This window comes from Rhizohabitans arisaemae (genome assembly GCF_025996515.1).
Classification (GTDB): domain Bacteria; phylum Actinomycetota; class Actinomycetes; order Streptosporangiales; family Streptosporangiaceae; genus Rhizohabitans; species Rhizohabitans arisaemae.
Window position 1 is genome coordinate 59,824 of the sequence record NZ_BLRH01000014.1, and the last position, 12,570, is coordinate 72,393.

Sequence of the window (12,570 nt, forward strand, 5' to 3'; positions counted from 1 at the left end):
CCGGCCCCCCACCCGGGCGGGTGGGGGGCCGGAAGGCCGGGGTCACTTGAAGCGTCGCAACCTGAGGCTGTTGGAGACCACGAAGACCGAGGAGAAGGCCATCGCCGCTCCGGCGATCATCGGGTTGAGCAGCCCCGCCGCCGCGAGCGGAAGCGCCGCGACGTTGTAGGCGAACGCCCAGAACAGGTTGCCCTTGATGGTGCCGAGGGTCCGCCGCGACAGCCGGATGGCGTCCGCCGCGGCCCGCAGGTCACCCCGGACCAGGGTCAGGTCGGAGGCCTCGATGGCGACGTCGGTGCCGGTTCCCATGGCCAGGCCCAGGTCCGCCTGGGCGAGCGCGGCGGCGTCGTTGACCCCGTCGCCCACCATCGCCACCGCACGGCCCTCGGATTGAAGCCGGCGCACCACGTCGACCTTGTCCTTGGGGAGCACCTCGGCGATCACGTCGTCCGGGTCGATCCCGACCTCGCGGGCCACCGAGGCGGCCACGGTCCGGTTGTCCCCGGTGAGCAGCATCGGCCGCAGCCCGAGGCTCCGCAGCTGCTCGATCGCCGCACGTGAGGTGGGCTTGATCGTGTCCGCGACGACCAGGACGGCGCGTGCCCGGCCGTCCCATCCGACCGCCACCGCGGTACGGCCCTCGGCCTGAGCCGACTCCATCGCCTCGGTGAGCTCGGCGGGGAAGTCCAGGCCCTCCTCCACCAGGAGCCTGCTCCGGCCGACCAGGACCCGGTGCCCCTCGACGACGCCGCGGACTCCCAGACCTTCGATGTTGGCGAAGTCCGACAGGCCGGGCAGGGTGCCCGTACGCTCGGCGGCGCCTTGGGCGATCGCCTGGGCGATGGGGTGCTCGGAGGCGTTCTCCAGCGACCCCGCGAGGCGGAGAACCTCGGCGGCGTCCTCGCCCGCCGCGGTGCGGACGTCGGTCAGCGCCATCTTCCCGGTGGTCACCGTGCCGGTCTTGTCGAGCACCACGGTGTCCACCCGGCGGGTCGACTCAAGCACCTCCGGACCCTTGATCAGAATCCCGAGCTGCGCACCGCGACCCGTCCCCACCAGGAGCGCGGTCGGCGTGGCCAGCCCCAGGGCGCAGGGGCAGGCGATGATCAGGACCGCCACCGCGGCGGTGAAGGCCGCGGTCGCCCCCGCCCCGGTCCCCAGCCAGAAGCCGAGGGTCCCCAGGGCGATCACGATCACGATGGGGACGAAGATCCCCGAGACCCGGTCGGCGAGCCGCTGCACCTGGGCCTTGCCGTTCTGGGCGTCCTCCACCAGCTTCGCCATCTGGGCGAGCTGGGTGTCGGAGCCGACCCGGGTGGCCCGGACCACCAGGCGCCCCCCGGCGTTGACCGTCGCACCCACGACGTGGTCGCCGGGACGGACCTCCACCGGAACCGACTCACCGGTGAGCATGCTCGCGTCGACGGCGGACGAGCCGTCCTCGACGACGCCGTCTGTGGCGATCTTCTCGCCGGGACGGACCACGAAACCGTCGCCCGGCTGCAGCCGATCGATCGGAATCCGCTGCTCGACCCCGTCCTTCAGGACGGCGACGTCCTTCACCCCCAGCTCAAGCAGGGCTTTCAGCGCGGCGCCCGCCCGGCGCTTGGATCGCGCCTCGAAGTAGCGCCCCGCGATGATGAACGTGGTGACACCGGCGGCGACCTCGAGGTAGATCGCGGCTCCGCCGTGCCCGGCGGTCAGGGAGAACCCGTGGGTGAGCCCGGGGACCCCCGCGCCGCCCACGAAGAGCGCCCACACCGACCACAGGAAGGCGGCGATCGTCCCCATGGAGACCAGGGTGTCCATGGTGGCCGTACCGAGCTTGAGGTTCTTCCACGCGGCGACGTGGAAGGGCAGGGCCCCCCAGACGATCACCGGGGCGGCCAGGACGAGGGACGCCCACTGCCAGTAGGTGAACTGGAGCGGAGGGATCATCGCGAACGCGATGACCGGCACGGAGAGCACGATGTTGACGAGCAGCCGGGTCCGCAGCGCCGAGAGCGCGCGGTCCTCCCCGGAGTCCTCGCTCTCGCTTGCCGCCTCGGGAGCCGCGGCCCGCGGCAACTCGGCCGAGTAGCCGGCCTTCTCCACCTCGGCGACGAGGTCCTCGGGGGAGTACGTGTCGGCAAAGGTGACCTTGGCCTTCTCCGTGGCGTAGTTGACGGTGGCGGTGACACCGTCCAGCTTGTTGAGGCGCCGCTCGATTCTCGACGCGCAGGATGCGCAGGTCATCCCCTTGACGGCGAGTTCGATCTGGCGGGGGGCCACAGCCCGTGCCTCTCCGGCGACCGTGGTCGTCATCGTGCTTCCTTCCGTGCAGGGTGGTGCTGGCTAGCCCACGAGCTGATAACCGGCCTCGGTGACGGCCGCGCGCACCGCGTCGGTGTCGACGGGGCCCTCGGAGACGACCTTGACCGTGCCGGAGGCGAGGTCGACGTCGATCTCCTTCACTCCGGGGATCTGGCCGACCTCCTCCTTGACCGACATCACGCAGTGGCCGCACGTCATCCCGCTGACCGTGAACTGGCTCTCGCTCATCAGATTGCTCCTTCAGTCGCTGACGACTCAAACCTATACCCCGATGGGGTGTGTTGTCTACCCCAGGGGGGTATCCCCCCTTCGGTTCGCACCCGACACCGTGGACACGCTGGAGACATCGACCCTTCTGTCGCCGTACGGGCTGCTGCGCTTTCGCACCTCAGAAGGCAGACATGCGGTACGGGGGTAAGCGAAAGGTCTAGGCCGCAGATGTGTGACATTCCGTACGGGCGCGATCCGGCTTAGGCCCGTACTTTCGCCTAGAGATCGGAGAAGAGGCGGTGCGCGATTATCTCGATGCGGGTTTGGACCTGGTCCATGGTGCGGCGGGCGCGGAGGAGTTCCAGGAGTTCGTGGAGCCAGACGCCGGCGAGTGAGCCGGCGAGGATGCGCTGCTCCTCGGAGGCCTGGCCGGTGGTGATCCCGCCCGCGGCCACGCGGAGCAGCAGGGCGGCCATCCGGTCGATGAAGGGGATGCCGTCCTCCGCCGTGATCAGCGAGCGGATGAGGGCGTCGGCCAGTTCGGGCTCGCGCATGAGCCCTCGGGTGGCGCGCATGAGGACGTCGACCGCGCGGCCGGAGGCGGTGGGGGCGCCGGGCGGGCGCCGTTCGATGCTCGCCTCCAGCAGGTCGATCTCTTCGGCGACGACGGCGACGACGAGGTCCATCTTGGAGGGGAAGTAGCGGTAGAGCGTGCCGAGGGCGACGCCGGAACGTTCGGCGACGGTCCGCATCTGCATCGCCTCGACGCCTCCCCGGGAGGCGAGGGCCGCCGCGGCGGCGACGATGCGTTTGCGGCGCTGTCGCTGGTTGCGGGATCGGGCTCCGCCGTGGGTGCCCGCGGTGGTCCCGGCTTCCGCATCGGTGCACACAGTTGTCGCGGCGGGGCGGCGCCGTGCCGCCGCCTCACCGTGGTCGGGCGCCGTATGCGGAGTGCGCATGAAAACACGTTATCTGATGGGGGCTCGCCCGCGAGTGGTTACCGATCGGTCACCAGACACCTGGCGATACCTGACTTGCCGACGTGGGCAGCGGGTCGGATGATCTGTCATGACAGGAAAAATGAGAATGTGTTCTAGTTCAGGGGCGGGTGCCGTCAGGTGTTGATGTAGACGATCGCCATCGCGGCGATGCCGAGACAGAGGATCAAGCCCACCGCCTCCCAGAGCCAGTCGATGTTCCGGTCGTCCGAGCGGAAGCGCGAGAACCACGACCGGTCGTCGTCGTCCTTCGCCGCGTCCGCCGTACCGAACTCCTCGGGTCGCGTCTTGGTGAACCAGCTGCCGGACTCCGGGCCGGACGAAGGCACGGGCGGGGCGGGGCGCACGGGGTCGGCCACCCGGTCGAGGCCCTCCGGCGCCGCCGCCGGGAGGTCGGCGTCGTGGATTTCGGGGACCGGCTGGGTGGACTCGTCGAGGCGGGGGGCGTCCGGATCCTGCCGCCGATACGGGTGCCTGGTCGAAGGGTTGCGCGACCGGGCCTGGTGGGGCGCGGCGGGTTCCCGGTCCCAGGGCGTGGGGGGCGCCGCGGGGTGCTCGTCGCCGGTGAGCATGTCCCCGCCGGCGGGGGAGCGACGGGGCAGGGGATGGGATGACGGCGGCGCCGGCGGGACGGCAGGGGGGCTCACCGTGACGGCCGGGGCGGCGGGGGCGGGCATGGCGGCCTGGTCGACGGCGGAGATCTCCCGCAGGATCCGGCCGCGGAGTTCCCGTGGGGGATAGGGCCAGGGGAGCCTGGCGAGCAGGGGGCCGAGCCCGGCCTGCGCGAGCCGGGCCACCGCGTCCGCGGCTCCGGGCTGCTCCGACCGGAGCATGACCACCAGGGTCTTGTCGAACCGGGACCGGGCGTTGGCCACGAGTTCGGCGGCGGTGTCCGGCGCCACGTCGAGGACCCGGGCCAGGGCGTCTCCGGTGATGTTCCACGCCAGGTGGAGCAGGAGGACCTCGCGCTGCCGCGGCCGGAGCTCCCGGACGACCCGGGCGATCAGAGCCCGGGCCGGGTCGTTCACGATGGTGAGCGGGGACGCGGCGGGCGCGGCACGTCGCTCGGCGATCTCCTTGCGCGTCCAGGCGAACAGGCTCTCCGCGTCGTCCCCGTGGGAGAACGCGGCGATGAGGCATTCGGCGGCGGTGCCCGGGTCGCCGAGCTGGTCGTGGCAGTAGGCGTAGAGAGCGCCGGCGTGCAGGTCGTAGAGTCCGGCGACGAGGTCTCGCCGTGGCCGGTGATCGGTGAGGGACGTGGCCACGTGACGGCTCCTCAAACAAAGACTCGGCGGGATTTCGGGCCAGGGCGGAACACGGAAACCCGCTGCCACCCCCATGGCGGTTCGGGATTTCGGCCGGTCCAAGGATCGACTTTGACGTGCCCATCATGCCAAGAGAATCAATTTCTTTGCAGCATGTACCGATGTTTACTGGCATATGAGGGTGAGTAGCCCCCGCATGCATGGGCAAGAGGGGACAGATCGTACGGCAGCCACATAGGCTGTTTGCGGATCACGAATGCCGTACCTGGTCGCACAGGTCTCGCTGGGCGGCACAAACCGGTAGGAGGACGACGTCTGTGATCACCTTCGAGGGTGTCACCAAAAGGTACGCCGGAGGCACGGTCGCCGTCGCGGACCTCGACTTGGAGGTCCCGAACGGGGAGATCACGGTCTTTGTGGGACCGTCGGGGTGCGGCAAGACCACCTCGCTCCGGATGATCAATCGGATGATCGACCCCACCGAGGGCAGGATCCTGCTGAACGGCGTCGACGTCGCGACGGTCGACCCGCCCACCCTGCGCCGCGGGATCGGATACGTGATCCAGCAGGCGGGGCTCTTCCCGCACCGCAAGATCGTGGACAACGTGGCGACCGTGCCCCACCTGCTCCGCTGGGACAAACGCAAGGCGCGGGAACGGGCGATGGAGCTCCTGGAACTCGTCGGTCTCGACCCCGGGCTGGCCGGACGGTACCCGTTCCAGCTCTCCGGCGGACAGCAGCAGCGGGTCGGCGTGGCCCGCGCGCTCGCCGCCGACCCGCCCGTGCTGCTGATGGACGAGCCGTTCAGCGCCGTCGACCCGATCGTGCGGACCAGCCTCCAGGACGAGCTCCTCCGGCTCCAGAGCGAGCTGCGCAAGACCATCGTCTTCGTCACCCACGACATCGACGAGGCGATCAAACTGGGTGACCGGATCGCCGTGTTCAAGGTGGGCGGGCATCTGGCGCAGGTCGCCGGCCCCGCGACCCTCCTCGCCGACCCCGCGGACGACTTCGTCCGGGAATTCCTCGGCCGCGACCGGGGGATCCGCCGGCTGTCCCTGGTCACCGCGGGCGAGGTACGGCTGCGCGACGACAATCTCATCGCGGAGCGGACCGACGTCGTCGAAGCCCGGGACCGGGACGCCCCCTGGCTGCTCGTGCTCGACAAGGACAGCCGGCCCCGGGGCTGGGCGCGGACCAGTGAGCTGCCCGCGGCGGGCACGATGGCCGAGGCCGCGCTCACGCCGTACCACGGCTTCGGCCGGGACGACTCGCTCCGCGGCGCGCTCGACGCGGCGGTCCTCTCCGTCACCGGGCTCGCCGTCGCCCTCGACGGGGACGGCCGGGCGGTCGGCACGGTCTCCCGTGAGGACCTCCTCGGGGGGCTGCATGGCTGAGGAGCCGTTGATCCGCTGGGACTGGATCGGTCGCAACGCGGATCGGATCGGGGGTCTCCTCGTCGACAACGTGGTGATGGGCCTGGCCCCGGTGGCCATCGGGCTCGTGGTCGCCCTGCCCGTCGGCCTGGCGTGCGCGCGCTGGCGGAGGCTCTACCAGCCGACGGTCGGGATCATCAACGTGATCTACTCGTTGCCCTCCCTCGCGGTCTTCGTCCTCCTCCTCAACGTGTTCATCCTCGCCACGATGCCGATCGTGGTCGTCCCGCTCACCTTCTACGCGCTGGCCGTCCTCATCCCCGCGGTCGTCGACGGACTCGGCTCCGTCCCCGATCCGGTACGGCAGGCGGCCACCGCGATGGGCTTCCGGCCGCTGCGCCGTCTGATCCAGGTCGAGCTCCCCATCGCGGTCCCCGTGGTGATCGCCGGGCTCCGGGTGGCCACGGTCTCCAGCATCAGCCTGGTCAGCGTGGGCGCGCTCGTCGGCAAGGGCGGGCTCGGCCACCTGTTCATCGACGGCTGGCAGCGCCAGTTCCCGACCCCGATCATCGTCGGGATCGTGTTGATCGTCGCCCTCGCCGTGCTGGCGGACGGGGTGCTCATCCTGGCGCAGCGGCTGCTGACCCCGTGGGCCCGGGCGAGGAGGACGGCGTGAACTTCCTGCTGGACTTCCTCGCGAACCCCGAGAACTGGTCGGGTCCGTACGGCATTCCGCAGCGCGTCCTGGAGCACCTGGAGTTCTCCGGGCTCGCGCTCCTGCTCGCCGCGCTCATCGCGCTTCCGGTCGGCATGCTCGTCGGGTACACCGGGCGGGGAGCGGTGATCGCCGTCGTCTCGGCCAACGCGGCGCGGGCGCTGCCGACCCTCGGCCTCGTCGTGCTGGTCGTCCTGCTGTTCGGGGTGGGGACGACCGCGCCGGTGCTCATCCCGCTGGTCGCGCTGGCGGTGCCGCCGATCCTGGTCAACACCTACGAAGGGGTGCGGGGCGCGGACGCCGATCTGCAGGACGCCGCGGTGGGGATGGGCATGACCGGGCCCCAGGTGCTGTTCCGGGTCTGCGTGCCGGTGGCGATGCCGCTGATCCTGCTGGGCATGCGCACCGCGGCGGTGCAGGTCGTGGCGACCGCCACCGTGGCCGCCTTCGTCGGTCTCGGCGGTCTGGGCCGGTTCATCATCGACGGGCTGCAGACCAGGGACTTTTCGAGCACCGTCGGCGGCGCCGTGCTGGTCGCCGTGCTCGCCCTCGCGGTTCAGGGGGCGTTCGTCGCCGCACAGCGCCTGCTGGTCTCGCCAGGGGTGAGGGGCCAAGTCGGATAAAGTCTGTAATACCTATAGGCATGGAAGGAAAAGTGGCGTCATGATACGTATTGTTCGCCACGCCGCGGTTGTCCTGGCCGCGACGCTGGCACTAGCCGCGTGCGGGGGTGGAGACCCTCTCAACACGCAGCCGACGGCGGGCGGCGGCACGACCCCGCAGCCGGACGCCACCAAGGTGATCATCGGTGGGTTCGACTTCCCGGGAAGCACGCTCCTCGCCTCGATCTACTCCCAGGCCCTCCAGGCCAAGGGGGTCCAGGTCGAGGAGAAACTCAGCGTGGGGGCCCGCGACGTGGTCTACCCGCAGCTGCAGAGCGGCGGTCTCACCGTGGTCCCCGAGTACAACGGCGCCCTGCTCGCCTACCTCGACCCGGAGAACAAAGCCGGGACCACCGACGACGTCAACACCGCGTTGAAGAGCAAACTCCCGTCCGGTTTGGAACTGCTCACGTCCTCGAGCGCCGAGGACAAGGACACCCTGACCGTGACGAAGGCCACCGCGACCAAGCTGGGCCTGGCCACGATCGAAGACCTGGCCAAGGTCTCCAAGACCCTGGCGGTCGGCGGTCCGGCGGAGTTCAAGAAGCGCCGCGAAGCCCAGTTCCAGGAGGTCTACGGCCTGACCTTCAAGCGGTGGGAGCCGACCGCCGCCGCCACGGCCGACGCCCTGCAGAGCGGGAAAGTCCAGGTCGGGAACGTCTTCAGCACCGACCCCAGGATCCTCACCGACGGTCTCGTCTCGCTCCAAGACCCTAAGAACGTCTTCAGCGCGCAGAACGTCACCCCGCTCGTCAACAAGGCGGGAGTGAACGACACGGTACGGACCACCCTCGACGCGATCTCCCAGAAACTGACCACCGAAGGCCTCGTGGAGATGATGAAGCGAATCTCCATCGACAAAGACGACCCCCCCGCCGTAGCCAAAGCCTGGCTCCAGGCAAACGGCTTGGGCTGATCCCCGCCATGAGGGGCCGAGCTTTGCTCGGCCCCTCATGTAGGACTGGGTGAATCAGGGGTGCCCACTCTTGTAAGCAGGGCCCAGGTGAGAACAACGGACTTGGGGACCGTGTTAAGAGAGGTCGCCGTTAAGGGCCTGTATTTTTTGGCCGAGCCTTCGCTCGGCCGGCTCGAAACGCCGGTAACCCGCGTCTTCCCTCCCGATCTTGCGCCGCCGGCGCGACGCAAGATCGCTCAGTCCAGATCGCGGGGGCGTTTCGAGCGCGCACGTGCCCACCCCCGGTAGGAACGATCCGGGTAAGGGAAAGCCGGTAAGTTCTTTTCAGGTTCCCCGGGTCAGGGTTGTAAGTACGGCTGGATCTTAGGGTCGGTCGCGCTACATCCGCACTTCTCGCGCCGCGTTCTTTGCGGCGCGAGAATGCGCGCGGCGGTTCGTGCCGCGCGCTTTTTGTGCGGCATGAACCGTCCGCGGTCAATGTTTAAAAATACTGTTCTTGTAGGCTCGGGCTCACTTAACGGGGCATCGCACGTCCAAGGTTGTCACCCGAGCAGCTCTTGCTTGCCCGGCCCCTCGCCCAACCGGGTAAATGAACCGACTGCCGTCAATGTTCAAAAGCGCGGTAACGCCCACGTAGTCGGATCAGGGGTTTGGCGGTGGGGGTGGCGTAGTCGACGGCGTGGACTTGGGCGATGAAGAGGGTGTGGTCTCCGGCTTCGAATTGCCGGACGGTTTCGCATTCGACGGCCGCCACCCCGCCGTCGACGATGAAGGCGTCGCTGTATCGGCCGCGGTGGTGCGGGACGCCGGCGAGGAGGAGCCGGGCGCTGGGGCGGCCGGGGCTGGCGAAGCGGCTGGCGAGGGTGGTCTGGCCGGCGGAGAGCAGGGTGGCGGCCCAGCGCCCGCCGAGGATTTCGCTCATGTAGGACTCGGTGGCCAGGCACGCGAGGACAAGTGGGGGGTCCAGGGACACGGAGGTGAAGGAGGTCACGGTGGTGCCGATGTCGTCGCGTCCGTCGCGGACGCAGACGACGGCGACGCCGCCCGCGAGCTGGCCCATGGCCTCGGTGAAGTCGTCGCTCATGGTCGGTCTGCCGGCTGTAAGTCGGTCAGCGGACGGTCCAGTTGCCGGGGAGGATGAGCGGCCCGGAGGCGGGGAGTCCGAGCTGGGCGGCCACGTGGGCGAGCGGTCCCCAGGCTTCGAGGCGTAGCCGGGAGAGTGCCGCGGATTTGTCGTCGCTGGAGTCCGGTTGGCGGAGCCGCTCCAGCGGGTGCATACGCGGATATGTCCGTACGTGGGCGTCGATGGGGAGGCCTGCGCGCTTCCGCGCGATGGACATGGCGTCCTCGAGTCCGCCCAGTTCGTCCACGAGGCCGCGTTCCCTGGCGTCGGCGCCGGTCCACACCCGGCCCCGGGCGAGATCGTGGGCCCGGTCCCGGTCCATCCCCCGGCCCTTGGCCACCTTGCCCACGAAATCCTCATAGATTCGGTCGAGCCAGGCGTTGATCCGCTCCCACTCGCCGGCGGAGAACTCACGGCTCGTGGAGAAGATGCCCGCGTTGGCGCCTTCCTCCACGAATTCGGATCCGATCCCGATCCGGTGGAAGAGCTCGGCGAGGACCGGCTTGCCGCCGTACACGCCGATGGAGCCGGTGAGGGTGCCCGGCTGGGCCACGATGGCGTCCGCGGCCATGGAGATGAAGTATCCCCCCGAGGCGGCCACGTCGCCCATGGAGACGACGACCGGCTTGCCGGCCTTCTTGGCGAGCACGACCTCACGCCAGATGGAGTCGGAGGCGACGTAGGATCCGCCGGGGCTGTCGACCCGCAGGACGATCGCCTTCACCTTCTCGTCGCGCCGGGCGGACCGCAGCGCCGCGCAGATCGTGTCGGAGCCGAGCGCGCCGCCGCCCCCCAGGGGGCTCCGCCCGCTCCGGCCGAGACGGATCATGCCGGTGCCGTGCACCAGCGCCACGACCTGGTCGCCGCTCCGGTGCGGGAGCTTCCCGGCGATCCCGCCCCGGTGGTACCGGGACACATAGAGGAGCTCCGGCTCCTCGGTGCGGCGGACCGAGGCCTTGACCTCGTCGTAGACCTCGTCGCGGTAGGCCAGTTTGTCGACCAGTCCGGCCGCGAGCGCCTCCGGGCCGAGGAACGGACCGCGGTCGATCAGCTCTTTGACCTGGTCTTCGGTGAGGCCGCGCGAGGTGGCGACGGCGGAGACGACCTGTTCGGTGACCGAGGCGGCGATCCGTGCGACGGACTCCCGGTGCGCCTCCGTCATCGTGCTCTTGGTGAACATGTCCGCCGCGGACTTGTACTCGTGGCGCTGGCCCAGCTGGTACTCCACGCCGAGCTTGCTCAGCGCGTCGTGCACGAAGCGCGCCTCGATCGACACCCCGGTGAGGCCGAGGTCGCCCGACGGCTGGAGATAGATCCGCTCAAACGCCGTCGCGAGGTAGTACGGGATGGTTCCGGCGCCGAACTCGCCGAAGGTCTCGCTGTAGGCGACCGTCAGCTTGCCGGCTTCCCGCAGGGCCTGTACGGCGGTACGCAGCTCCTGGACCATCCCGATGCCGAGCCGGTTTCCGCCGATCTTCACGATGAGCGCCGTCACCCGGTGGTCGGTCCGCGCCCGCTTCAACGCGGTGAGCACGTCGGCGAGGCGGGGCTTGCGCATCGACAGGAGCGCGGCGAGTGGGTCGGCGGGAGGCCCTTCGAGCAGACCTTCGGTGAGGTCGAGTTCGAGGACGAGCGGCGCCGTCCGTCGGCGACGTACCTTGCTGACCGTCTCCATGAGCACTTTCGCGGCTTCCATGGTGTCAGCCTATGTCGAACCGGAACGTAAGAGCGGACCGAACGGGGTGTCCAGCCGTCCGGCCCGCTCCTGGGGTCGGGTTACCGACCCGTCTTGGGGGTGTTGACGTACGTGCGGAGGAACTTGGCGTTCTTGAGCAGCTCGGCGGCGGGGACGGCGCGGTTCGCCCGGTTACGTTCGGCCAGCTTGATCGCCGACCCGAAGGTGGTCTTCCCGGTCAGCACGCTGTTGACGTTGTAGACGCCGTGTGCCCAGTTGAGCCAGGAGGCGAGCAGTTCCCGGTCGAGGATCCGACGCTTGGCGGTGCCGGTGTAGCCGAGCACCGCGGCGGCCCGGGCGAGCGAGCCGGCGTTCCGCACCTCGGCGAAGATCTCGCTCTGGTACTGGGCCAGGGCGAGGTAGCAGGAGACGCGGGCGTCGGTGAACGTGAGATTGCCGGGCTTGGCTTCCTTGGCCCATCGGGCGGCGGTGAGCGGCTGCGTGTCCGTACCGCGCGCGCACTGCGGCGGTACCGGCGCGGGGTTGACGGCCGGGCCCTTCGGCGGCGGGGACTGGGTCGGCGAGGGGGTGGGCGTAGGGGTCGGGGTGGGGGTTTCGCTTGGTTCCGGAGTGGGGGTTTCGGTGGGGTATTCGCTGGGGTCCGAGGTCGGGGTGTCGACCGAGGTCGGCCTGAGCGGCGCCGCGCCGAGGTCGACGACGGTTTGACCGGTGCTCGGGGCCGCCGTCGCGGCGGTGGTCGCCTGCGCGGCCGGTGCCACGGCGAGTGCCGCCACGGCGACGGCCATCGCGGTGAGCGTCGCCCCGGCCACGGCGGTCGCGGCGACGGCGCCGCGGGTCTTTCTGAGTTTCACCTTGAGGTTCCTCCTGGGGTGGTCGCCGGCGTCGCCGGCCCTTCCCCGTAACGCGAAAGTCGTCCGGTGCCCATGTGAGGATCGGTGGTCCGGGCCGGTTCGGCTCGCCGGACGCGGGCGGGGTACGGGCAAGGCCGGCGGCCTGGAGCCGTACCGGGGCCGCCGGGTGGGTTCGCGCGTCCGTCGGGGGGACGACGCGGCCGGCGGTGGATCACATGGGCCCCCTCACAGTGATTCGCCGCATACGCCGTACCAGGCATGGCGAATCATGGTTGATGCCTGGCAGAGCGCTAGGCGGCTTAAGAGTAAGCAGTGATTGATGGGGGTTTTGGACGCTGTGGCCTTTATGTGATCATTGTTCGAGATACGTAAGGATTTGTCGCCGGGTAGAGCCGGAGGGCTTCCCGGGCGGGCGGCGGTGAGCCGCCGTGCCCCACGGCGTCCG

The 12,570-nt window shown here is 69.9% G+C and carries 11 protein-coding genes; 4 read left to right on the top strand and 7 right to left on the bottom strand.

What is annotated here, in order from left to right; translation table 11 throughout:
- Positions 1–42: 42 nt before the first annotated feature.
- The 4 genes from RUR_RS06940 to RUR_RS06955 all read right to left on the bottom strand — a co-directional run bounded on the left by RUR_RS06940 (position 43) and on the right by RUR_RS06955 (position 4,786).
- Positions 43–2,304, bottom strand: a complete 2,262-nt coding sequence (locus RUR_RS06940) for a heavy metal translocating P-type ATPase (RefSeq protein WP_283134079.1) — start codon at positions 2,302–2,304, stop codon at positions 43–45.
- 30 nt (positions 2,305–2,334) lie between these two features.
- On the bottom strand, positions 2,335–2,541 hold the full coding sequence (locus RUR_RS06945; protein ID WP_283134080.1) for a heavy-metal-associated domain-containing protein: 207 nt from the start codon (positions 2,539–2,541) through the stop codon (positions 2,335–2,337).
- Between the two features lie 260 nt (positions 2,542–2,801).
- Positions 2,802–3,482 carry a TetR family transcriptional regulator gene (locus tag RUR_RS06950; protein ID WP_283134081.1) on the bottom strand — a complete coding sequence of 227 codons (681 nt, stop codon included), beginning with the start codon at positions 3,480–3,482 and terminating at the stop codon, positions 2,802–2,804.
- Positions 3,483–3,637: 155 nt separating this feature from the next.
- Positions 3,638–4,786: an RNA polymerase sigma factor gene (locus tag RUR_RS06955; RefSeq protein WP_283134082.1), complete on the bottom strand. Its 1,149-nt coding sequence runs from the start codon at positions 4,784–4,786 to the stop codon at positions 3,638–3,640.
- A 317-nt stretch (positions 4,787–5,103) separates the two neighbouring features.
- On the opposite strand from RUR_RS06955, the gene RUR_RS06960 reads away from it, so the two are divergent.
- The 4 genes from RUR_RS06960 to RUR_RS06975 are packed head-to-tail and all read left to right on the top strand — an operon-like array spanning position 5,104 to position 8,455.
- The gene (locus tag RUR_RS06960; RefSeq protein ID WP_283134083.1) at positions 5,104–6,183 is read left to right on the top strand and encodes an ABC transporter ATP-binding protein; all 1,080 of its coding nucleotides are present in this window, start codon (positions 5,104–5,106) and stop codon (positions 6,181–6,183) included.
- Entirely contained in the window at positions 6,176–6,838 is a 663-nt protein-coding gene (locus RUR_RS06965) for an ABC transporter permease (protein ID WP_283134084.1), read from the top strand. Before RUR_RS06960 ends, RUR_RS06965 begins: the two co-directional genes overlap by 8 nt.
- On the top strand, positions 6,835–7,500 hold the full coding sequence (locus RUR_RS06970; protein WP_283134085.1) for an ABC transporter permease: 666 nt from the start codon (positions 6,835–6,837) through the stop codon (positions 7,498–7,500). Before RUR_RS06965 ends, RUR_RS06970 begins: the two co-directional genes overlap by 4 nt.
- A gap of 40 nt (positions 7,501–7,540) precedes the next feature.
- Positions 7,541–8,455, top strand: a complete 915-nt coding sequence (locus RUR_RS06975) for an ABC transporter substrate-binding protein (RefSeq protein ID WP_283134086.1) — start codon at positions 7,541–7,543, stop codon at positions 8,453–8,455.
- 604 nt (positions 8,456–9,059) lie between these two features.
- Here RUR_RS06975 and RUR_RS06980 read toward each other — a convergent pair.
- The 3 genes from RUR_RS06980 to RUR_RS06990 form a co-directional block, all read right to left on the bottom strand.
- Positions 9,060–9,539 (bottom strand): flavin reductase family protein, encoded by a 480-nt coding sequence (locus RUR_RS06980; RefSeq protein ID WP_283134087.1) that lies wholly within the window; start codon positions 9,537–9,539, stop codon positions 9,060–9,062.
- A gap of 25 nt (positions 9,540–9,564) precedes the next feature.
- Positions 9,565–11,274 (bottom strand): signal peptide peptidase SppA, encoded by a 1,710-nt coding sequence (sppA, locus tag RUR_RS06985; RefSeq protein WP_283134088.1) that lies wholly within the window; start codon positions 11,272–11,274, stop codon positions 9,565–9,567.
- Between the two features lie 80 nt (positions 11,275–11,354).
- Positions 11,355–12,125, bottom strand: a complete 771-nt coding sequence (locus tag RUR_RS06990) for a hypothetical protein (protein ID WP_283134089.1) — start codon at positions 12,123–12,125, stop codon at positions 11,355–11,357.
- Positions 12,126–12,570 lie beyond the last annotated feature (445 nt).

Coding starts and splice junctions, on each gene's coding strand:
- RUR_RS06940 (WP_283134079.1), bottom strand. CDS start 2,304: ATGACGACCACGGTCGCCGGAGAGGCACGGGCTGTGGCCCCCCGCCAG.
- RUR_RS06945 (WP_283134080.1), bottom strand. CDS start 2,541: ATGAGCGAGAGCCAGTTCACGGTCAGCGGGATGACGTGCGGCCACTGC.
- RUR_RS06950 (WP_283134081.1), bottom strand. CDS start 3,482: ATGCGCACTCCGCATACGGCGCCCGACCACGGTGAGGCGGCGGCACGG.
- RUR_RS06965 (WP_283134084.1), top strand. CDS start 6,176: ATGGCTGAGGAGCCGTTGATCCGCTGGGACTGGATCGGTCGCAACGCG.
- RUR_RS06975 (WP_283134086.1), top strand. CDS start 7,541: ATGATACGTATTGTTCGCCACGCCGCGGTTGTCCTGGCCGCGACGCTG.
- RUR_RS06980 (WP_283134087.1), bottom strand. CDS start 9,539: ATGAGCGACGACTTCACCGAGGCCATGGGCCAGCTCGCGGGCGGCGTC.
- sppA (WP_283134088.1), bottom strand. CDS start 11,274: ATGGAAGCCGCGAAAGTGCTCATGGAGACGGTCAGCAAGGTACGTCGC.